We start from the raw sequence: 20,929 nt of genomic DNA on the forward strand, positions 1-20,929 counted from the left end.
GCACAAATCTGGAAAAAATATTTTTGGTTCCCTCTATAACTCTTGTTTTGAAAAGGTCAGACCTCGTATATTTTCATAATTGGAGACTTTTTTAAAGCATATGACTTTATGAAAAAAATAGGAAGTAATATGGAAGTAGAAAACAAAAAAGGAATAGGGCTCATGGCCCTCGTAGCAATTATCGTATCCGGAGCTATCGGTGGTGGGGTATTTAACCTCTCGAACGACTTGGCAAATGGAGCTACACCAGGTGGTGTGGTCATTTCATGGCTCTTTATTGGTTTTGGTATTCTTATGCTCGTTTTGAGCTTAAATCATCTCGTGGTTAATAAACCAGAACTCTCCGGTGTTTCAGATTATGCCCGCGCAGGATTCGGTGATTTTGCCGGCTTCTTATCAGGTTGGGGTTATTGGTTGTCCGCTTGGGCAGGTAACGTAGCTTTTGCTGTCTTGATGATGACGTCTGTCAATTATTTCTTTCCTGGTATTTTTGCTAATGAAGACGGTTCATTGACCTTTTTATCAGTCATCGTTGTTTCAGTCGTGTCATGGTCGTTAACTGCACTTGTTATTCGTGGAGTTGAAGGAGCAGCAGTAATTAATGCTATTGTTCTCATTGCTAAATTAATTCCAATCGCAATTTTTGCCGTTGTAGCTATTGTTATGTTTAGAGCCGGCGTCTTTACAGAGCATTTTTGGCAAAATGTCGTCATTAATGCAGATGGATCAGCAGCATTTACTCATATGACAGCCTCAGGATTAGTCGGACAGATTCAAAGTTCCTTGATGGTTATGATCTGGGTGTTCGTGGGTATTGAAGGTGCGGCAATGATGGGCGACCGTGCGAAGAAAAAATCAGATGCTGGTAAAGCTTCAATTATTGGATTGTTCACTTTGCTTGTGATTTATATCCTGCTCTCTCTCTTACCTTATGGGTACTTGGATCAAGCACAACTTGCAAGTATGCCGCAACCAGGTATGGTGGGTATCTTACGTGAAATGGTTGGCCCTTGGGGTGGTAATTTGATGGCTATTGGGCTTATCATCTCACTTCTCGGCGCTTGGTTATCATGGACGATGCTTCCAGTTGAGTCAACTTCTCAGTTGGCTTCACAAAAGCTCTTGCCTGCTTGGTTTGGTAAAGAAAATGAAGCTGGTGCACCTGTTAATTCATTGCTTTTGACTCAAGGTTTTGTACAACTCTTTATCATTATTACTTACTTTGCCTCAGATGCTTATAATGTCTTTGTTTACCTCTGTACTGCAGTAATTATGGTCTGCTACGCTCTTGTCGGAGCATATCTATTAAAAGTTGGTTTAGTTGAAAAATCAACTAAAAATGTTTTGATTGGTTTCTTTGCCATGGCATTCCAAGTTATTGCCCTCTACCTGAGTGGCTGGCAGTTTGTCTGGATGGCTTCTATTCTGTATGTGGTTGGTTTTGTCCTCTATATCCGTGCAAAACGTGAAAACAACAGAACGATTTCAACAGGCGAATGGGTTGCGATCATTATCTTTACTCTTGCCGCTTTGCTCGCTCTTTATGGCTTGCTTGCTAATCAGTTTGGTTTGAGAGCGTTACTTGGTATTTAAAAAGAAAATTTAGAGTAAAATTTTTGAGCAATCAAAAGTTTTATTCTTTCAAGCGCAAAGTAAGCGCTTCAATAATATAAATATAGGAGATATTAATTATGGTTAGACGTATTGTGGTTGCTCTTGGCGGGAACGCTATTTTGACAGATGATCCAACAGCTCAAGCACAACAAGAAGCGCTTGAAGTTACAGCTCGTCAATTGATCCCGCTTATTAAAGATAACGATGTGGAAATAGTTGTTACCCATGGTAACGGTCCTCAGGTTGGTAACTTGCTGTTGCAACAACTGGGATCAGACAGTGCTAAAAATCCTGCCATGCCTCTAGATACAGCTGTGGCTATGACTCAAGGACAAATTGGATACTGGATGACTCAAGCCTTTACTAAAGCTTTGATCAAAGAAGGCTTGGAACGTATTCCTGTTGCTTCTGTTGTCACACGTGTCGTGGTGGATAGTCATGATCCTGCATTTGAAAACCCAACAAAACCGATTGGCCCATTTTACGATGAAGCACAAATGAACAAAATGTTGGAACAATATCCTGATTGGAAATTTGTCGAAGATTCAGGCCGCGGGTATCGTCGTGTCGTTGCCAGTCCAAAACCAGAACGTATTGTAGAAGCAGAAGCCATCAAGCCATTGCTAGATGCTGCGGTTTTAACTACCGTATCAGGCGGCGGCGGCATTCCTGTGGTTGCAAATGAAGATGGCACATATACAGGTGTGGAAGCTGTTATTGACAAGGACTTTTCAGCAGCTAAACTTGCAGAACTTGTAGATGGTGACGAGTTGGTGATTTTGACAGGTGTGGACAATGTTTTTGTCAATTACAATACTCCAGATCAAAAGAAATTGGAAAAAGTTACTTTGTCTGAAATTGGTGCCTACTTGGAAGATGGCCAATTTGCTGCAGGCTCCATGAAACCAAAAGTGGAAGCAGCTATGGCTTTTGTAGAACGTACAGGTCGTGCCGCAACAATTACTTCCCTTGAAAACCTTGAAGATTTCTTGGCGAACGGTTCAGGAACAACAATTGTAGCTGATTAAAATTTAAAAGGTCGTGTTTTGCGCGGCTTTTTTCTTATATGAGGAGGCTGAATGAGAAGCTTTAAAGAAGTAGAGAAGTTAATGGCTGAGCTCAAAATTCCCTATAAAATTGTTGAGCATCCGGCCAGTCATTCTACAGAAGAATCTGACCAATATATTGAAGGTCATGAAGGTTGTAGGTCAAAGACTTTAGTTTTGGCTAATAAAAAATCCACGCAATTCTATATGGTTATTATGGATGATAGTAAGCGAGTTGAAATGAACAAACTGGGGGAGATACTTGGAGTAAATCGACTTCATTTTGTATCAGAAGAACGTTTGGAAAGCATGTTGGGACTGCAGCCTGGGATTGTTTCTCTTTATGGTTTGGTTGATAATAAAATGGATAATATGCACGTTTACTTTGACCGAGAGATGCTTGAGGAGCATGACATCATGACGTTACACCCCAATGACAATACAAAGACAATCTTTTTTCCAATAGAAGATTGCTTTAAAATACTGGATGCACAATGCTATACTTATACTATTATTGATATTTAGGAGGGCACATATGAAGATAGATGGTTTTGGAGTAGAAGAATGGCTCAATGTATGGGAAAAAGATGCAGTTTATGACATTGCTCAATCCACGATTTCATCCATGACACTGCAGGAAATATTAAATCTGGAAGAAGACAAGGGCCAAAGTTTTATGTCTCACTTAATGCAGGAAAAATTTAACTACGGATGGATTGAAGGCTCTCCTGAATTTAAGCAAGAAGTAGCCAAGCTTTATACGAAAGTTCCCCCAGAAAATATTTTGGCGACAAATGGCGCAACGGGTGCCAATCATTTGGTCTTGTATGGATTGATCGAGCCGGGAGATCATGTGATTGCAGAGTATCCAAGCTACCAGCAGCTCTATGATATCCCACGTTCTTTAGGTGCCGAAGTTGAGTTTTGGCAAATTTATGAATCAGAAAACTGGTATCCGCGCTTGGAGGAACTCCGTCAGATGATTCGTCCAAACACAAAGATGATTTGTTTGAACAATGCCAATAATCCGACGGGGACAACCTTAAACCGGGCCTTTTTGGAAGAGGTCATTCAGCTGGCTCGAACAGTTGGGGCTTATGTCTTGGTCGACGAGGTTTATTTGCCTCTTGATGATTCGGAAGATTATGCGCCAATTGTTGACTTGTATGAAAAAGGTATCTCGACGAACTCACTTTCTAAAACATATTCTGTACCTGGTGTACGTTTAGGTTGGGTAGCGACTCAAGATGAGAAGCTCGCAGATGAGTTTCGAAAATACCGCGATTATACAATGATTTGTTGTGGCGTCTTTGACGATGCATTAGGAACTTTAGTCTTAAAGCACCGTGATCAAGTACTGGCGCGGAATAAAGAAATCGTCACTAATAATTTGCGGATACTCCGGGAGTGGGTGGAAAATGAGCCCCTGGTATCCATGATATATCCCAAAGCGGTATCGACAAGTTTTGTGAAATTTGAAGCGCTGGATCCGGCCCAAACAGAAGAATTTTGCGTGGCCTTGCTTAAAAATAAAGGCGTCCTTTTAGTACCGGGGAATAGATTTGACTTGCCAGGCTATGCACGTTTAGGCTATTGTACGGATGAAAAGACATTACGCAAGGGTTTGTCTGCTTTGTCTCAATTTTTGCGAGAATATAACAAATAGGATAATAGAGGGGATTTGCCCCTTTTTTGTATACTAAAAATATGCAAATTTGGTACAATAATGAGAGGAGGATATTCATGGATTTTGTAAAAATTAATAAAGAACGCCACGCTGTAAAAACATTTGACGGTAAAAAAATACCAACAGTAGATGTGAAACAGATTATTTCTGCTGCGAGTTTAGCACCTTCTGCACATAATATTCAACCTTGGCATTTTGTCATTGTTGAGAGTGAACAAAAACGTCAAGAACTTCTATCCGTTGTGCATGGAAAAAATGGTCAACAAGTGAAAGAAGCTGGAGCAGTCATTGCTATCTTTAGTGACACGAATCTTTCCGAACGCTCTAGTGAAATTGCACGCACCGGAGCTGGAGAAATGGACAGTGAACAACTGCAACGTTTCAATAGTCGCTATCCACAAATGTTCGAAAATATGGACGAGATGATGGAAGCAAGTTATTTGTCATTGAATATTGGCTTTGTGACGATGAATCTCATGTATGTCATCAAAAATAGAGGCTATGAAGGCAATATTATTCTAGGTTTTGAACGCACTGAGCGCGTGAACGAAATACTCGAAGTCGATAAACGTTACCGTCCAGAGCTCTTGGTTGTACTGGGTTCATCAGAAGCAAAAGGTCAAGCAAGTTACCGCTTGCCACAACAAAATATTATTGAAATTCGATAATAAGTAATAAGAGAAAAAAGTGAGTCGTTTATATCGAAATTTAAGGTGGATTTTGCTAGAATAATAGAGATATAAAAACGATAGATATAAGGTAGTAAGGGGAAAAAGTGCTAGATTTTTGGCAGGACTATCCTGAAATTAAGGAAAAACTTATCGCAGTACAAACTATGATGACAGAACGTTTAGCGGTAAATAATACAGATATACGTGACGCATTACAAAAGTTTACGACGCGCGGAGGTAAAATGGTTCGGCCAGCGCTTTTTTTTCTATTCTCTGGCTTAGTTGATGAGGAGATAGAAGACGAAGAACGTTTGGTTAAAATAGCAGCCAGTTTGGAGTTGTTACATTCGGCAACACTGATCCATGATGATGTTATTGATGATTCCCCTTTACGTCGCGGACTGCCGAGTGTTGAAGCACAATTTGGCAAGGATGTTGCAGTATACACAGGTGATTTTATTTATACGGTTTACTTTGAGTTGCTTTGTGAAACAATGGCTGCGACACCATTTTTGCCGCGTAATGCAAGGTCGATGAAAAAGATTCTTCAAGGTGAACTTACACAGATGCAATCCGCTTTTAATGCAGACAACAGTATCAGACGCTATCTTAAAGCTATCAGTGGTAAAACTGCAGAGCTCTTGAGTTTAGCTTGCTTAGAAGGTGTGTATTTCTCTGGTGGTGATAAGCAGATGCAACGGTCTGCACGAAAGATTGGCTTAGCGATTGGTCTGGCTTTTCAGATTTATGATGATGTACTGAATTTTACAGTCGGTTTGGAAGAAGCTGATAAACCAATATTGACCGATTTTCGTCAGGGGATTTATACCTTACCCTTGTTGCTGGCAAAAGAAGAAGCACCTGAGAAAGTCATGCCCTATCTGGAAGCGCCAGAAGGACTGAGTCGTCAAGAATGTATCCAATTTTCCGAACTGGTCACTGATCTAGGAGGGATTACAGGAAGTCTCTTCTTAGCAAAACACCTTACAGATCAAGCACTACTTGAAATAGAAAAATTCCCAGAATCTCGTAACCGCGAAATTTTGATGGAAGTTACCCAAACCTTATTACAAAGAAATTATTAAAAAATGAACTTTAAAATATTTGCTGAGCTTATTGAGCTGAAAGCTAAAACAGCGAGCGTTTTTCCTTTTATACTGGGAGTTGCTTATTCACTTTATCATTATCAAATAGCCAATTTTGGCCCATTAATCATCTACTTTGTGGCTATGTTCTGCTTTAACTGTTTTGTAGATATTTGGGACAACTACAATGATTACCATAAGGCTGTAGATACCGAAGATTACAAGAAAAATACCAATATCATTGGACGGGAAAATCTATCTCTTTCACTGATAAAGGGCTTGCTCCTTTTCTTCTTCTCTATTTCCTTGATTTTAGGATTAATTGTGGCAGGGCTTGTGGGCTGGCCTGTGTTTTGGCTAGGACTTTTTTGCTATTTCATCGGTATTTTTTATTCGGCAGGTCCGAAACCCTTATCAAGTTTACCTGTAGGTGAGCTTGCCAGTGGTTTAACAATGGGCTACTTGATTTTTCTGATTTGTGTGTATATCAATACGAGTGGTGTTTTTGTTTGGGATTTTGCAACTTTGGCATCAACCTTCCTTGTTGCTTTACCAAGTACCTTGTTAATTGCTAACTTGATGCTGGCGAATAACACTTGTGATTTGGAAGAGGATGAAGGTAATCATCGTTATACTATCGTGCATTACATCGGGAGAAAGAATGCTTTGCGCTGGTGGACATTAGCCATTATATTGGCTTATATCTCGATCGTTGGGGCAGTAGTTCTGGGACTGATTTCACCACTCATGTTGCTCATGTTTATACTTTTGCCTTTCATTATCAAACAAGCGCGTCCTTACCTCCAAAGACAAGTAAAAAGTGAAACTTTTATTGCTTCAGTAAAAATATTAATGGTCTTCTCGCTATTGCAAGCGGTACTCATGCTGCTTGCTTTAGTTCTCTGAGAATAAGAAAAAACCTTCTCTTAAGGAAGGTTTTTTCTTATTCACAACAATCTTTTTTCGATGGGCTTTCTAAGGCAGAAATACCCTTAACAGGACAGGTTGTAGTTGTACAGTCATCGCAAGCTCCTTTGCTCCGCACTGTTTTGCGTACTGAAAAGAAGGCTGCGATTAAAATAAGGGATAAAAGAACGATACTAGCTAAGTTCAAGAGAAAGTTCCTCCTTGTTCGATGTATATTTTGGCCGGCGGAAGATAAGATAAAGACCGAAAACCAAGAGAAGTGCTGCTAGCAATGTACTGATGCTAATGGACTGCGTAAGAAAGGCCGAGCCCAACTGATAAATGATAAAACTCATGCTGTAAGCCACAGCAGTTTGAAAGCCCACAGCGCGTAAGGTCCATTTCACTTCACCCATTTCCTTATAAATTGCCGAAATCGCAGCAATACAGGGTGCGCATAACAGGTTGAAGACAAGTAAAGAATAAGCAGCCAGTGGGGTGTAGCTATTTTGTAGAGCAGTCCAAATGGCTCGGCCGTTATTTTCTGCCTCTGCACCTTGGGCGTACAATTGGCTCATCGTTCCGACAATAGTTTCTTTGGCAATTAGACCAGTCAAAGTAGCTACCGTTGCTTTCCATTCTCCAAAGCCCAGAGGAGCAAAAAGAATGCTCAAGTATCCTCCGAGCGTTGCCAAGATTGATTGGCCGGGTTCGACCTGGTGCAAAGTGAAACTATAGTTTGACAAGAACCAGAGTGCAACATTGAGCGCAAAAATAATTGTCCCGGCGCGCTTAATAAAGCTCAGTCCCCGATCAAACGCATATTTAAAGACTGTCGGAAAATGAGGCAGATGGTAAGTAGGTAATTCCAAGATGAAAGCGGAAGTATCTCCTGCAAACATTCTCGTTTTTTTCAAAATAATTCCTGAAAGGATAATCATGGCCATGCCTAAGAAGTAAGCGCTAGGTGCAACCCAACTGGTGGAGTGAAAAAAGGCACCTGAAACTAAAGCAATGATCGGCAACTTGGCTGAACAAGGCATGAAGGTGGTCACCATGATGGTAATTTTTCTGTCCCTTTCTTGTTCAATGGTACGGGTAGCCATAATGCCTGGTACACCACAGCCAGAAGAAATCAGCATGGGAATGAAGGATTTACCTGACAAGCCAAATCTTCTAAAGATACGGTCCATCACAAATGCGACACGAGCCATATAACCTGAATCTTCAAGAAAGCCTAACAGGAGGAAAAGAACAAAGATTTGTGGAACAAAACCTAAGATAGCACCAATTCCAGCGAGGACACCATCAAGTAGTAGAGATTGGACCCAAGGAACAATCGCCAAGCTATCCATTACTTGGTGTAAAACATCGGGCAGAAAGCTGCCAAAAAAGTTATCATTGAGCCAATCGCTAGCGGGTGTACCGATGACCTGTATCGCTAAAAAGTAAACGAACCACATGATAAGGATAAAAATAGGAAGCCCCAACCATTTGTGGGTAACAATGCGGTCGATTTTATCTGTTACATTAAGTTGTCCTTTATGAGTGCTTGTAACAACCAAACGCACAATTTGACCAATTAAATCATAGCGCTCGTTGACGATGATTGATTCCCGATCGTCACCCATAATTTTTTCGGTGATTGCTACGATTTCATCTAATTCTTGCCCTTGTGAGGCAGTGAGGGAGGCCAAAGCTAAACTGTCCCCTTCAAAAAGTTTGATTTGTTCAAAATGATTCTTTGCTTGAGGACAAATTGCTTGAATTTCTGCCAACGCACTTTCAAGACGGTGGTCATAATCTAAAGGAGTAACTTTAAGAGGCTGACAAGCTTTTCGAATAGCTTCGTCTAGACCTTTCTTCTTTAAAGCACTAGTAAGTACAACAGGTAGTCCTAAACTGTAAGATAGTTTTTCGATATCAACCTGTTTACCTTGATATTCTAGCAAGTCGCTCATATTTAGAGCGATAACGATAGGGATATTAAACTCCATCAGCTGCAATGTGAGGTACAGTGAGCGTTCGAGATTTGTTGCATCTATAATATTGAGAAGTACGTCGGGTGGTGTTTCTCTGAGATAATTTCGTGTGACTTGTTCTTCTAAAGTATAAGGAGAGAGGGAGTAAGTTCCGGGTAAATCTTGAATGGCGATGTTTTTGTCTTTTTTATAACGTCCCGTTTTACACTCGACTGTCACACCTGGCCAGTTTCCCACCTGCTGATTACTGCCGGTTAATATATTGAAAATACTTGTTTTCCCACTGTTTGGGTTTCCGAGTAAAGCGATTTTAGTCATCTTTATTTCCTTTTAGTCTTGGACAACAATTTTTATTTTTTCAGCATCTTTCTTTCTTAAAGAAAGAGAATAACCACGCAGATGAAGTTCCATAGGATCTCCTAGGGGTGCAAGCTTATGTACAGAAATACTTGTGCCCCTCGTAATTCCCATATCCATAAGCCGGCGCTTTATTTCGCCTTGCCCCTCGAGTAATCGGACCACGCCACTTTGACCGATGTTCAAAGACGAGAGAGGTACAAGTTCCTCATTTGATTGTTCATCTTTAATTAAAATCGTATTGAGGTAGAAACTGCTCAACGCTAAACGGGTCTGACCAATTTTTAAACGCGCATTTTCCTCATCTATGGAAAGTAAAACGACTTCCTTATCTGGGGCAAACCCAAGCTCTCGAAGTTTTCCCGCGTGCTCAGACTTTAATATTTTATTTACATAATATATTTGGCCAATACGGGCAGTATTCAGTGTTTTCATGCGCGCTCCTTCAAGAGAATGTAAAAAGTATTTGACATTACAATAAGTATAACACGAATTACTTGTAATTTCGAGGAAATTTGTGTATGGGCAGTGTGGTTGATAAAAAAGAAATGTTTCACGTGAAAACAAACACACAAAAAAACTAGCATTGAGAGGCTAGTTTTTTGTTTTATTCTACAGAGAAGATGTATGGATAAACAGGTTGCTTACCATCATGAATCTCTACTTCCAGTTCTGGGTAACGTTTTACTAGTTCTTTGGCAATACGTTCCGCATTTGATTTCTTACCGTCTTCACCAATGTAAATTGCTGCAATTTCGCTGTCTTCATCAATCATTTTTTCAAAAGCAGCAAAGATGGCATCGTTCATTTTTTTGGTTGATGCGACAATTTTATTATTGACCATGCCAAGTGTATCTTTTTTGTGAATGTCAATACCATCAATATTAGTGTCACGAATAGCTTGTGTCACTGAACCAGATTGTACGTCTGCTAAAGAAGCAGTCATATTTTCTTTGTTTTCTTCAATTGATTTTGTTGGGTCAAAGCTGAGTAAAGCAGTAAAACCTTGAGGAACAGTCGCTGTTTCAATCACTTCAACAGGAATATCTGAAACTTCAGCGGCAGATTTGGCAGCCATGAAGATATTTTTATTATTCGGAAGAATAATAACCTTTTCGGCATTGACAGCTTCAATAGCTTTGAGGATATCTTCTGTCGATGGGTTCATTGTTTGACCACCAGAAACGACATGTTGTACACCCATTTCACGGAAAATATCAGCAAGACCATCACCAGCAGCGATGGCAATCAAGCCCCAGTCAGATTTAGAAGTAGAAGTGCTGATGTTGTTTGTTTTTTCTTTTTCAACAACGCCTTCGTTTTGGAGACGCATGTTATCAACTTTAACCTTAACCAAACGACCATACTTAAGACCTTCTTGCATAACAAGACCTGGATCTTCAGTATGGACATGGACTTTAACGATTTCTTCGTCATCCACAACTAAAAGCGAATTACCGATACCGGCCAAGTAGGCTTGGAAATTATCGTGATCATAGCCCTCACGTGCTGTGGGACCTTGGCCTAATTCGACCATAATCTCTGTACAGTAGCCGTATTTGATATCGCTTGTGGAAGCACCCGCAACACTTGTTTCAGACTCGTGTTCCATGTTAATCATACGGTCCATAGCACCTAAGCCTTGTTCAGGATTTTCAGGGACAAATTCACCATTGATAGCCATCAAGAAGCCTTCATAGATGTAAACTAAACCTTGACCACCTGAATCGACAACACCGACTTCTTTAAGGACCGGCAACATATCTGGAGTTTTCGCTAAAGCGATTTTAGCTCCTTCAAGAGCAGCTTCCATAATAGCCGTTGCATCGTCGGTCTCATTGCTTTTACGATTTGCAAGTTCTGCAGCACCGCGCGAAACAGTTAAGATTGTCCCCTCAACAGGTTTCATAACCGCTTTATAAGCGACCTCAACACCGTTTTGCAAGGCATTAGCTAAATGAATACCATCAAGTTCATCGTAGTCTTTAGCATATTGTCCAAAACCGCGGAAGATTTGACTAAGGATAACACCAGAGTTACCACGAGCCCCCATGAGCAAACCTTTGGAAAGAATTTGAGCAACTTGACCAACAGTTTCGGCTGGTTTTTCAGCGACATCTTTGGCACCATTTGTGATTGTCATCCCCATGTTTGTTCCTGTATCTCCATCTGGGACAGGAAAGACATTCAGAGAATTGACATATTCAGCTTGTTCGTTAAGGCGACTTGCTGCCGCCTGAATCATTTCTTGAAATTTACTTGCGTTAATATTTGACACTAGTCTTCGACCACCTTCACATTTTGTACATATACATTGACTTTAGCTGCTACAATGCCAAGTTGATTTTCCAGATTGAAACGGATACGTTCTTGGATGTTTTTGGCAACTTCGCTAATTTTAACACCATAGCTGACAACAACATAAACACCAATGATTGTTTGGTTATCGGTTGTCGTAACGACAACACCTTTAGAATAGTTTTCTTGTCCGAGGATATTACGGAAATTGTCTTTGACAGCATTTTTGCTTGTCATGCCGACAACGCCGAAAATTTCAGTAGTGCTTGCACCTACAACAGTAGCGATAACATCTGTTGCAATGTCAACATTACCATGTTGAGTATTAATAGTAACGGTCATTTTCATATGCGTGCTGTTGAATCATACAGCACTTTCCTCCATAATAATTTATGTATCACTTCATTTTATCATAATTTTGTAAAATAGAACAGTTGTTTTATTGGTTTTTTGGTCAATTTCGCCTTGTAAGTGCTTTAGGGAAAGCTCCTAAATCGAAAGAGCTATTAGAAAGCAAAAAACCAAAGATCAAGCGTTAGTCATGACCTTTGGTTTTTAAAGTGTTGAAGAAGGAGAAGAAAATAAAAAAAAGACCAGTAAATAAAATTCACTAGCTTTTTTATTTTTTCCAATTATACACGCTCAACGCCTGCAGGCAATTTTTTCAATGCTTTAGCTGAAGCCCATACAGTTTTGAGTTCACCGTTTTCAAGAATTTGAACTTTTTGAAGATTAGGTTTAACTACACGTTTAGTTTGGTTCATAGCGTGTGAACGGTTATTACTTGATACAGTCTTACGACCAGTAAAATAACATTCTTTTGACATGGTTTGGTTCCTCCTTAAAAATTTTATGCTTTTTTTTTAAAGAGCATCTCTAAAAATTCAGATCTGAAACACAATTCTTACAGAAACCCTCAAAATAACATACCAAATTAGTATAACATTTTTTTATTAAAAAAATCAAGTTTTATTTCCAAATTTCACCAAAAATTTTATATAATAGGAGATATGGAAAATCTAATCGAGCAACTCACTGCCAAAAATAGCGAATATGTACATAATGTAACAAAGCAATTGATGCTTTTAGGAAAATCAGACGAGGAAATCAAAACAATTCTCGCTGAAATCTTGCCTAAAATCATCGAAGGACAAAAGGAAGGCATCCTGGCCCGCAAATTATTGGGTGCACCTATGGAATTTGCGACACAGTATAAACCTGAAGAAGACAAGGTAAAACGTCAGGAAACAGCGAAAAATGAATCCCCCTTCTTGATGTGGCTAGATAGTGCGTTACTCTTCTTTGGTGTGATTTCAGTGGTAATGGGACTGATGGGTCTCTTCCAACCACAAGCAAGTGTTTACGGTCTTTTGACAACGCTGGCATCTTCTGCTCTAGCTGGTTTGGTGATGTACTGGATGTATAAATACTTTTACAGTGCACAACGCCCACAGAAAAAAGGTAAAGGTTTTGCGATGTTAGCTGTCGCAATGGTGGCATGGGCAGGCGTTTCTGTCTTGGTTGCCCTCTTGCCAAAATCCATCAACATCGTACTTGCTCCTTACATTACAATTATTCTTGGGGCAGCTGTGATGGGAATTCGCTTCCTTATTCAACGTAAATTCAATGTGCAGTCTTCGATGGCACGTCAAACAAAGTAAACCCACTCACCTCGTCCTTATTGGGACGGGGTTTTATTTCGAAATTGTAAGGTATTTGCTTCTCTAATGATGTTAGGATAGAATAAGAGTTAGGAGAGAGCTTATGCCATTTAAATATGAAGGTTTGACACAAAAAGAAGTTGAAAAACGTTTAAAATCAGGTCAAGTAAATATCGCAAAGAACGAGAGCAGTAAAACATACGGCCAGATTTTTGCGAGTAATTTGCTGACTTTTTTTAACTTAATCAATATTTTCCTTTTTGTTTTAGTGCTTTCCGTGGGCTCGCATCGAAATGCACTTTTCATCATTGTTGTTGCTGTGAATGCAGGGATTGGTTTATACCAGGAAATTAAGGCACGTCGTTTGCTCGACAAACTCTCTTTATTGAATACAAGTAAAGTCAAGACTTTTCGCCAAGGAAAACAGGTGGAACTCAAACAAGAAGAGCTTGTGCTTGATGACATTATTCTTCTGGAACTTGGAGATCAAATTCCATGTGACAGTCAGATCATTGAAGGCCAAGTGGAAGTAAATGAAGCTCTGCTTACTGGAGAGGCTGACGCGCTGACTAAAAAAGCAGATGCAGAACTTTTTTCTGGCAGTTTTGTCACCAGCGGGACAGCAGTTGCACGGGTTATTCATGTAGGAAAAGACAATTATATTCATCAATTGGCCCATGAAGCTCAAAAAATAAAGAAACAGAAACGAATGTTGCGTGACAGTTTGGCAAAAGTTGTACGTATCGTGAGTTTTATTATGATTCCCTTGGGGATTTTACTTTACCTCAAGTTGTTTTATGTCATTGATACGGGCCATAAACAAGCTGTGCTAGGAACAGTTGCTGCTCTGGAGGGCATGTTCCCTCAAGGTTTGATTTTATTGACCAGTATGGCTTTAACATTAGGGGTTATCAACTTAGTGAAGCAAAAAGTATTGGTACAAGAGCTACATACAATTGATGCACTTGCACGCGTGGATGTGCTATGTTTGGATAAAACAGGGACCATCACGACGGGTGAAATGAAAGTGGAAAAGATTGAAAGTCTGACTGAACACTCTGAGTCACACATTGCCCGTGTTATGGGGAATCTTCTAGAAAATCTTCCCGATCAAAACATCACCGCACAAGCCTTAAGAAAGTATTTTGCTTCATTAAAGGATTACAATGTTTCTCAAGTGCTGCCCTTCTCTTCGGAGAGGAAATACAGTGCCGTTGAATTTACAGAAGGTACTTTTTACTTAGGGGCTTGGCAGTTTTTATTTCCTAAGGGAAATGCTGTCTTAGAACAGCACGCACAAAAGTATGCAGAAAAGGGCTATCGTGTGTTAGTTTTGGCTTGCTCAAAACAAGCACTTGATAGAGATCGACTTCCCGAAGACTTAACTGCAGAAGCGCTCATTGTTATTTCTGATATTCTACGTGACGATGCCAAACAGACTCTAGCCTATTTTAAAAAGCAAGGTGTACGTTGTAAAATCATCTCCGGAGATGATCCTGTGACAGTATCGGCAATTGCGAAGGCTGTTTCCTTACCGGATGCCGAGCAATATGTTGATGCCAGTCAAATAAAAACAGAGGCAGAACTAGAGTTTGCAGTAGAAAATTTTCAAATTTTTGGTCGTGTCTCCCCACAACAGAAAAAGATGATGGTGCAAATTCTGAAGAAGCAAGGGCATACAGTAGCGATGACCGGAGATGGTGTCAATGATATTTTGGCCTTTAAGGAGGCTGATTGTTCGATTGCCATGCGTGAAGGGAGTGAAGCAGCGAAACAAACCGCCAACCTTATTTTGATGGACAATAACTTCTCGGCGATGCCCTATATTGTTAATGAGGGACGGCGGGTGATTAATAATTTAACACGTACAGGCTCCTTATTAATGGTGCGTATGATGTTTTCAATAGCTTTGACGGTATTGACTTTATTTGCAGGGAATGTCTATCCTTTCGAACCCATCCAACTTACTGTTTTGACTGCCTTTTTTGTCGGAATTCCCTCTTTTTTCTTGAGCTTTGAATCAGACTTTTCAAAAGTCGAAGGCCGTTTTTTGCGGACGCTGTTTGAGCGTGCATTTCCGGTTGGCTTCAGTATTGCTGTTGGCGCAATACTTATCGTTACAATAGGCGGTAGCTTGGGCATTACACATCCTGAACTTGCGATGATGACGGTTCTCTTTTCTGCATGGAACTATGTTTTGATGCAACGTAAGATATTTTGGCCTATTAAGCGCTATCGTTTATGGATTTTCACAATCACACAGCTTTCGTTTCTCGTAGCCTTAATTGTGGGTACAGATTTCCTAAATTTGGCATGGCCAAGTCCAATTCATTTTACATTACTCATCCCATTTCTTATCGCAGCACCGCTTGTACAATATTTACTGACAAGGGGAGCATTATTTATATTTAAAAAATTGTAATTGAAACACAAAAAAGTACATACGATATATATTGTTCTTTTTGTCTTCAGAGCTATAAAACAAACCAGTCAAGAATATTTTCTGACTGGTTTGTTTTATTTTCTTACTGAAGCTTCTTATCTCACTCCTCTAACTCAGAAAAAGTAGTTTCAAAAGCGTTGGCTGTTATTTCCCAAGTGAAATTTGTCATAATATGTGTGGATATTTTTTCTTGCATACTTTTGCGTTTTTCTGGATGAGTAATAAGGTCTCTGAGTGCATCCATTAAAGCTTTTTCGTTATTTTCGATAATGAATCCGTAGGAATCATTTGGGTGAAGTTCTCCAGCTCCTCCTACATTCGTCCTTATAAGTGCATTTTTTAAGAGCCAGCTTCGAGTAAGGCCGTAGAAAACCCTTCGATTTTTGAAAGTAAAACAAAAATATCGGATACACTATTCATTTGCTTTACCCAACCATGAGAAACTTCTCCTAGAAAAATAATATTATCTTGAGGGTATTTTGCTACCATATCTTCATAAATGGGCCCATCACCAGCTATTGTTAACTCTAGATTATCAAATTCTTTGGAGAGTTTGGCAAAAGCCGCGAGAAGAGTTTCTACCCCTTTAAAATGAGCTTGCAAACGGCCAGCGCAACTAATCCTTATTTTATCCTCACATTTTTCTCCTTAAAATATTTTGGAAAATCATTGCTGTCAATAGCGTTATACAGGACACCCTTGGCTGTTATGTTAAACTCTGATAACCAGTTGGCTGCTTCTTGAGAGACGCCATAGAATATTTTAGAATTCTTTTTAACTTGAGCAATGAGAAGTTTTTCGATAATATGTAATATTTTATCGAAAAATTTACTATTGATTGTAAGATAGGTCGTCCCATGCTCTGTAACAATAGCTTGCTTTCCTTGCTCTTTCGCTATTTTTGCTCCAATTAGTGAGGGGAGTTGGAAACGAGTGTTGATAACAAAATAATCAATGTTTTCAGCTTTAATTTTTTTTAATAATTCTTTATACATTTTATTTTTTCGGGGAAATGGGTAGCGTTTCTTACCAAAATTATAGATAGGAAGTCGGTATATTTTAATTCCTTCTTCAATAGATTCATGAGAAAGGTCATTTGAATGCTTCGAGGTTATAATGATTACCCGATAACCGCGAGCTACCAATTTTGAAATGTTATAAGTATACCTTTCAATGCCTCAAAAAAAAGCGACTGTTCGCGTCATCTCGCCTCCTTATTTGAAAATCACAACCTAGATGATGTTCTTCCTTTTGGAAATCTTGCTTTGGTTTTGAGTACGATAGAGTTAAATTCTTCCCCATTATAAGACATTCTTAATTACAACTTGAAAAGCTTCATGTAGCAAGTTGGAATGAAATAAAACAAAAATTATGCTATAATTATGCTGATTAACTATAATAAAAAATAAAGTGAGGTACCTCATGAAAGGGATTATTTTAGCAGGTGGATCGGGAACGCGTTTGTATCCACTGACTCGTGCAGCAAGTAAACAATTGATGCCCGTCTATGATAAACCAATGATTTATTACCCATTGTCTACACTGATGCTGGCTGGGATCAAAGATATTTTGATCATCTCCACACCAGAAGATACACCGCGTTTCCAAGAACTCTTGCAAGATGGTTCTGAATTCGGTCTAAATTTGCAGTATGCTGTTCAACCAAGTCCAGATGGTTTGGCTCAAGCCTTTATCATCGGCGAGGACTTTATTGGGGATGACTCCGTTGCTCTAATCTTAGGAGACAACATTTATCATGGTCCAGGAATGTCTAAATTACTTCAAGCAGCTGCAGCTAAAGAAAAAGGTGCAACTGTGTTTGGTTACCAAGTACCAGACCCAGAACGCTTTGGTGTTGTCGAGTTTGACAAAGACATGAATGCTGTTTCGATTGAAGAAAAGCCTGAAGCACCAAAATCTGACTATGCTGTAACAGGACTTTATTTCTACGATAATGATGTTGTGGAGATTGCCAAGAATATCAAACCTTCACCACGTGGAGAATTAGAAATCACGGATGTGAATAAGGCCTATCTTGAGCGAGGTGATCTCTCTGTAGAACTTATGGGACGTGGTTTTGCATGGCTCGATACAGGGACACATGAAAGCTTGCTTGAAGCAGCGCAATATATTGAAACAGTTCAACGTATGCAAAACGTTATGGTTGCTAACCTTGAAGAAATTGCGTGGCGTATGGGCTACATTTCGGAAGAAGCCGTACGTGAACTTGCACAACCGCTTAAGAAAAACGCATACGGTAAATATTTACTTAAATTGGTAGGTGATAAATAAATGACGGATAACTTTTTTGGAAAAGAACTTGCAGCGCGTAAAATCGAGGCTATTCCAGGTATGTTAGAATTTGATATTCCTGTTCATGGTGATAATCGCGGCTGGTTTAAAGAAAACTTTCAAAAAGAAAAAATGCTCCCCCTCGGTTTCCCAGAGAAATTCTTCGCAGAAGGAAAGTTACAAAATAATGTTTCTTTCTCACGTAAAAATGTTTTGCGCGGTTTACACGCGGAACCATGGGACAAATACATTTCTGTAGCAGATGGTGGACGTGTTCTAGGTTCTTGGGTAGATCTCCGTGAAGGGGAGAGTTTTGGCCATGTTTATCAAACAGTGATTGATGCCAGCAAGGGTATTTTTGTGCCACGTGGTGTTGCCAATGGTTTCCAAGTTTTAAGTGATACCGTTTCTTACTCTTACTTAGTGAATGATTATTGGGCTTTGGAACTTAAACCAAAATATGCCTTTGTCAATTATGCAGATCCAACTTTAGGTATCGAATGGGAAGACCTTGCGAATGCTGAAGTGAGTGAAGCAGACAAAAATCACCCATTGCTTGCAGATGTAAAGCCCTTGACCGCAGATTTACTCGGCTAAAATGAAGGCGAAGCATCTACAAAGTAAAAAAATACTAGAGTTTTGGCAAGTGAATAAAGAAAATGCGCAACCTGCATGGGTAAAGAAGGCCTTTACTTCAGGGGGATTTTCTTGGTTAAACGAGAAATCATTACGTATTGTTAATACGGGTGGATTGATCAAAATCAATGCTGTTCAAGATGAGTTTCTTGTGTTCAATGGCAAATATTTAAAAATTGTATCAGCGCAGAAATTTAGACAAGACTATCGCTTGCAATAAAAAATATACTAGAGGAAAAACAATGACTGAATTTAAAAATATCGTAGTCACTGGTGGTGCTGGATTCATCGGTTCAAATTTCGTACACTACGTTTATAATAATCATCCAGATGTACATATTACCGTTTTAGATAAATTAACGTATGCGGGAAATCGTGCCAATATTGACATGATTCTTGGAGATCGTGTAGAGCTTGTGGTTGGTGATATTGCAGATCCAGAGATTGTGGATCAAGTTGCTTCTAAGGCAGATGCGATTGTGCACTATGCGGCAGAAAGCCACAACGACAACTCACTTAAATCACAAGATGAGTTTATCCAAACGAACTTTATCGGGACTTATACCCTGATTCAAGCGGCGCGTAAATATGATTTACGTTTCCACCATGTGTCAACAGATGAAGTGTATGGTGATTTGCCTTACCGCGAAGATTTACCAGGACACGGCGAAGGGGAAGGTGAAAAATTCACGGATAAAACACCTTATAATCCATCAAGTCCTTACTCTTCGACTAAAGCGGCATCGGACCTGATTGTTCGTGCTTGGGTGCGCTCGTTTGGTTTGAAAGCGACAATTTCAAATTGTTCAAATAACTATGGACCTTACCAACACATCGAAAAATTCATCCCACGTCAAATTACAAACATCTTATCAGGGATTAAACCAAAACTTTATGGTGATGGTAAAAATGTGCGTGACTGGATCCATACAGAGGACCACTCTTCAGGTGTTTGGGCGATTTTAACCAAAGGTCGTATGGGTGAAACTTATCTTATCGGAGCCGATGGCGAAAAAAATAATAAAGAAGTTTTAGAAGAAATCTTAACGGAAATGGGACAAGCACCTGATGATTATGATCGTGTAACTGATCGTGCGGGCCATGATTTACGCTATGCTATTGACAACACAAAACTTCGTACAGAACTTGGTTGGGAGCCTAAGCACACAGACTTTGAGTCAGGCTTGAAGGCAACGATTGATTGGTATACTGAAAATCAAGACTGGTGGAAAGCAGAAAAAGCTGCTGTTGAAGCGAAATATGCTGAAAGCCAAAAAGTTCTCTAAGATAAAGGAAGAAATATGATTTTAATTACTGGTGGAAATGGCCAACTTGGTACAGAGTTACGCCATCTTCTTGATGAACGTGATGTAAAATACTTTGCAGCAGATGTCAATGAACTTGACATTACGGACAAAGCTGCTGTTGATGCTTTCTTTGACAAAAATAAACCAGAATTGGTTTATCACTGCGCAGCATACACTGCTGTAGATAAAGCTGAAGATGAAGGCAAAGCTCTCAATGAAAAAATTAATGTTGAGGGTACACGAAATGTTGCGAACGCAGCTGCTCGTGTAGGTGCAACCTTGGTTTACATCTCAACAGACTATGTTTTTAATGGTGACTTACCTGTTGGTCAAGAATGGGAAGTAGATGCGCCAGCAGACCCTCAATCTGAATATGGTCGTACGAAACGATTAGGTGAACTTGCGGTGGAAGAATCAGGAGTGAAATTTTACACGATTCGTACCGCTTGGGTTTTCGGTAACTACGGACATAATTTCGTTTTTACTATGCAAAACTTAGCAAAAACGCATGATACATTGACAGTAGTAAATGATCAGCATGGTCGTCCCACATGGACACGTACGCTGGCAGAGTTTATGGTTTACTTGGTTGACAATGATGTAAACTTTGGTTACTATCACTTAACAAATGATGCTGCAACGGATGAAGATGTGACATGGTTTGATTTTGCAACGGAAATTCTGAAAGATACGGATACAAAAGTAACACCTGTAGATTCCAGCGCTTTTCCAGCAAAAGCGAAACGTCCTTTCAATTCGACAATGAGCCTAGAGAAAACAAAAGCCACTGGCTTTAAAATTCCATCATGGCAAGATGCTTTAGCTCAAATGGTTGCAAAGGGTGATTTACGTCCAGATAAAGCTGGTGTAAAAGGCGATATTAATAAAAAATAAAACGATATTCTGTCGGAAACGGCAGAATTCTCGTTTTGAGAGGCTATAAG

At 39.6% G+C, this 20,929-nt stretch carries 21 protein-coding genes; 14 read left to right on the forward strand and 7 right to left on the reverse strand.

Annotation, left to right across the window (positions count from 1 at the left end):
• Positions 1 to 129 precede the first annotated feature (129 nt).
• The 7 genes from PYW30_RS00445 to PYW30_RS00475 all read left to right on the forward strand — a co-directional run bounded on the left by PYW30_RS00445 (position 130) and on the right by PYW30_RS00475 (position 7,009).
• Positions 130 to 1,593 carry a basic amino acid/polyamine antiporter gene (locus tag PYW30_RS00445; protein WP_014024135.1) on the forward strand — a complete coding sequence of 488 codons (1,464 nt, stop codon included), beginning with the start codon at positions 130 to 132 and terminating at the stop codon, positions 1,591 to 1,593.
• A gap of 98 nt (positions 1,594 to 1,691) precedes the next feature.
• Positions 1,692 to 2,642: a carbamate kinase gene (gene arcC, locus PYW30_RS00450; RefSeq protein ID WP_014024136.1), complete on the forward strand. Its 951-nt coding sequence runs from the start codon at positions 1,692 to 1,694 to the stop codon at positions 2,640 to 2,642.
• Positions 2,643 to 2,693: 51 nt separating this feature from the next.
• Positions 2,694 to 3,185, forward strand: coding sequence for a prolyl-tRNA synthetase associated domain-containing protein (locus PYW30_RS00455; RefSeq protein ID WP_042218088.1), 492 nt, complete (start codon positions 2,694 to 2,696; stop codon positions 3,183 to 3,185).
• A 10-nt stretch (positions 3,186 to 3,195) separates the two neighbouring features.
• Positions 3,196 to 4,326: an aminotransferase gene (locus PYW30_RS00460; protein ID WP_042218085.1), complete on the forward strand. Its 1,131-nt coding sequence runs from the start codon at positions 3,196 to 3,198 to the stop codon at positions 4,324 to 4,326.
• A gap of 77 nt (positions 4,327 to 4,403) precedes the next feature.
• Positions 4,404 to 5,015, forward strand: coding sequence for a nitroreductase family protein (locus tag PYW30_RS00465; protein WP_019293036.1), 612 nt, complete (start codon positions 4,404 to 4,406; stop codon positions 5,013 to 5,015).
• A gap of 107 nt (positions 5,016 to 5,122) precedes the next feature.
• Positions 5,123 to 6,103 carry a polyprenyl synthetase family protein gene (locus PYW30_RS00470; RefSeq protein WP_014024140.1) on the forward strand — a complete coding sequence of 327 codons (981 nt, stop codon included), beginning with the start codon at positions 5,123 to 5,125 and terminating at the stop codon, positions 6,101 to 6,103.
• Positions 6,104 to 6,106: 3 nt separating this feature from the next.
• The gene (locus tag PYW30_RS00475; protein WP_042218082.1) at positions 6,107 to 7,009 is read left to right on the forward strand and encodes a prenyltransferase; all 903 of its coding nucleotides are present in this window, start codon (positions 6,107 to 6,109) and stop codon (positions 7,007 to 7,009) included.
• A 194-nt stretch (positions 7,010 to 7,203) separates the two neighbouring features.
• Here PYW30_RS00475 and feoB read toward each other — a convergent pair whose 3' ends face one another.
• From feoB to rpmB, 5 genes are all read right to left on the reverse strand, one after another.
• On the reverse strand, positions 7,204 to 9,309 hold the full coding sequence (gene feoB / locus PYW30_RS00480; protein WP_042218080.1) for a ferrous iron transport protein B: 2,106 nt from the start codon (positions 9,307 to 9,309) through the stop codon (positions 7,204 to 7,206).
• Positions 9,310 to 9,321: 12 nt separating this feature from the next.
• Positions 9,322 to 9,783, reverse strand: a complete 462-nt coding sequence (locus PYW30_RS00485) for a FeoA family protein (protein WP_003133673.1) — start codon at positions 9,781 to 9,783, stop codon at positions 9,322 to 9,324.
• 172 nt (positions 9,784 to 9,955) lie between these two features.
• Entirely contained in the window at positions 9,956 to 11,626 is a 1,671-nt protein-coding gene (locus PYW30_RS00490; protein ID WP_042218078.1) for a DAK2 domain-containing protein, read from the reverse strand.
• Positions 11,626 to 11,988, reverse strand: a complete 363-nt coding sequence (locus PYW30_RS00495; RefSeq protein ID WP_026063759.1) for an Asp23/Gls24 family envelope stress response protein — start codon at positions 11,986 to 11,988, stop codon at positions 11,626 to 11,628. The genes PYW30_RS00490 and PYW30_RS00495 overlap by 1 nt, the downstream gene beginning before the upstream one ends.
• A 290-nt stretch (positions 11,989 to 12,278) precedes the next feature.
• On the reverse strand, positions 12,279 to 12,473 hold the full coding sequence (gene rpmB, locus PYW30_RS00500; RefSeq protein ID WP_003133678.1) for a 50S ribosomal protein L28: 195 nt from the start codon (positions 12,471 to 12,473) through the stop codon (positions 12,279 to 12,281).
• 183 nt (positions 12,474 to 12,656) lie between these two features.
• On the opposite strand from rpmB, the gene PYW30_RS00505 reads away from it, so the two are divergent.
• On the forward strand, positions 12,657 to 13,307 hold the full coding sequence (locus PYW30_RS00505) for a DUF1129 domain-containing protein (protein ID WP_003133681.1): 651 nt from the start codon (positions 12,657 to 12,659) through the stop codon (positions 13,305 to 13,307).
• Positions 13,308 to 13,410: 103 nt separating this feature from the next.
• Positions 13,411 to 15,729, forward strand: coding sequence for an HAD-IC family P-type ATPase (locus tag PYW30_RS00510; RefSeq protein ID WP_042218076.1), 2,319 nt, complete (start codon positions 13,411 to 13,413; stop codon positions 15,727 to 15,729).
• Positions 15,730 to 16,089: 360 nt separating this feature from the next.
• Here the strand turns inward: PYW30_RS00510 and PYW30_RS00515 are convergent, their stop codons facing one another.
• Together PYW30_RS00515 and PYW30_RS00520 are read right to left on the reverse strand one after the other, a co-directional pair.
• A complete protein-coding gene (locus PYW30_RS00515; RefSeq protein ID WP_014024147.1) occupies positions 16,090 to 16,353 on the reverse strand; it encodes a glycosyltransferase in 264 nt (87 codons plus the stop codon).
• Between the two features lie 20 nt (positions 16,354 to 16,373).
• Positions 16,374 to 16,895, reverse strand: a complete 522-nt coding sequence (locus tag PYW30_RS00520) for a glycosyltransferase family 4 protein (protein ID WP_042218073.1) — start codon at positions 16,893 to 16,895, stop codon at positions 16,374 to 16,376.
• Between the two features lie 277 nt (positions 16,896 to 17,172).
• Between PYW30_RS00520 and rfbA the strand changes: the two genes are divergently transcribed.
• Genes rfbA through rfbD form a run of 5 tightly spaced genes read left to right on the forward strand, consistent with a single transcriptional unit; the run spans position 17,173 to position 20,879 of the window.
• Entirely contained in the window at positions 17,173 to 18,042 is an 870-nt protein-coding gene (gene rfbA, locus PYW30_RS00525; protein ID WP_042218071.1) for a glucose-1-phosphate thymidylyltransferase RfbA, read from the forward strand.
• A complete protein-coding gene (locus PYW30_RS00530; protein WP_014024150.1) occupies positions 18,043 to 18,639 on the forward strand; it encodes a dTDP-4-dehydrorhamnose 3,5-epimerase family protein in 597 nt (198 codons plus the stop codon).
• A 1-nt stretch (position 18,640) separates the two neighbouring features.
• On the forward strand, positions 18,641 to 18,898 hold the full coding sequence (locus tag PYW30_RS00535) for a hypothetical protein (protein ID WP_042218069.1): 258 nt from the start codon (positions 18,641 to 18,643) through the stop codon (positions 18,896 to 18,898).
• Positions 18,899 to 18,920: 22 nt separating this feature from the next.
• The gene (gene rfbB / locus PYW30_RS00540) at positions 18,921 to 19,964 is read left to right on the forward strand and encodes a dTDP-glucose 4,6-dehydratase (protein WP_014024152.1); all 1,044 of its coding nucleotides are present in this window, start codon (positions 18,921 to 18,923) and stop codon (positions 19,962 to 19,964) included.
• Positions 19,965 to 19,979: 15 nt separating this feature from the next.
• Positions 19,980 to 20,879, forward strand: a complete 900-nt coding sequence (gene rfbD, locus PYW30_RS00545; RefSeq protein WP_014024153.1) for a dTDP-4-dehydrorhamnose reductase — start codon at positions 19,980 to 19,982, stop codon at positions 20,877 to 20,879.
• The last annotated feature ends 50 nt before the right edge of the window (positions 20,880 to 20,929 follow it).

This window comes from Lactococcus garvieae subsp. garvieae (genome assembly GCF_029024465.1).
GTDB lineage: Bacteria > Bacillota > Bacilli > Lactobacillales > Streptococcaceae > Lactococcus > Lactococcus garvieae.

Coding starts and splice junctions, on each gene's coding strand:
- PYW30_RS00445 (WP_014024135.1), top strand. CDS start 130: ATGGAAGTAGAAAACAAAAAAGGAATAGGGCTCATGGCCCTCGTAGCA.
- arcC (WP_014024136.1), top strand. CDS start 1,692: ATGGTTAGACGTATTGTGGTTGCTCTTGGCGGGAACGCTATTTTGACA.
- PYW30_RS00455 (WP_042218088.1), top strand. CDS start 2,694: ATGAGAAGCTTTAAAGAAGTAGAGAAGTTAATGGCTGAGCTCAAAATT.
- PYW30_RS00460 (WP_042218085.1), top strand. CDS start 3,196: ATGAAGATAGATGGTTTTGGAGTAGAAGAATGGCTCAATGTATGGGAA.
- PYW30_RS00465 (WP_019293036.1), top strand. CDS start 4,404: ATGGATTTTGTAAAAATTAATAAAGAACGCCACGCTGTAAAAACATTT.
- PYW30_RS00475 (WP_042218082.1), top strand. CDS start 6,107: ATGAACTTTAAAATATTTGCTGAGCTTATTGAGCTGAAAGCTAAAACA.
- feoB (WP_042218080.1), bottom strand. CDS start 9,309: ATGACTAAAATCGCTTTACTCGGAAACCCAAACAGTGGGAAAACAAGT.
- PYW30_RS00485 (WP_003133673.1), bottom strand. CDS start 9,783: ATGAAAACACTGAATACTGCCCGTATTGGCCAAATATATTATGTAAAT.
- PYW30_RS00495 (WP_026063759.1), bottom strand. CDS start 11,988: ATGACCGTTACTATTAATACTCAACATGGTAATGTTGACATTGCAACA.
- rpmB (WP_003133678.1), bottom strand. CDS start 12,473: ATGTCAAAAGAATGTTATTTTACTGGTCGTAAGACTGTATCAAGTAAT.
- PYW30_RS00505 (WP_003133681.1), top strand. CDS start 12,657: ATGGAAAATCTAATCGAGCAACTCACTGCCAAAAATAGCGAATATGTA.
- PYW30_RS00510 (WP_042218076.1), top strand. CDS start 13,411: ATGCCATTTAAATATGAAGGTTTGACACAAAAAGAAGTTGAAAAACGT.
- rfbA (WP_042218071.1), top strand. CDS start 17,173: ATGAAAGGGATTATTTTAGCAGGTGGATCGGGAACGCGTTTGTATCCA.
- PYW30_RS00530 (WP_014024150.1), top strand. CDS start 18,043: ATGACGGATAACTTTTTTGGAAAAGAACTTGCAGCGCGTAAAATCGAG.
- PYW30_RS00535 (WP_042218069.1), top strand. CDS start 18,641: ATGAAGGCGAAGCATCTACAAAGTAAAAAAATACTAGAGTTTTGGCAA.
- rfbB (WP_014024152.1), top strand. CDS start 18,921: ATGACTGAATTTAAAAATATCGTAGTCACTGGTGGTGCTGGATTCATC.
- rfbD (WP_014024153.1), top strand. CDS start 19,980: ATGATTTTAATTACTGGTGGAAATGGCCAACTTGGTACAGAGTTACGC.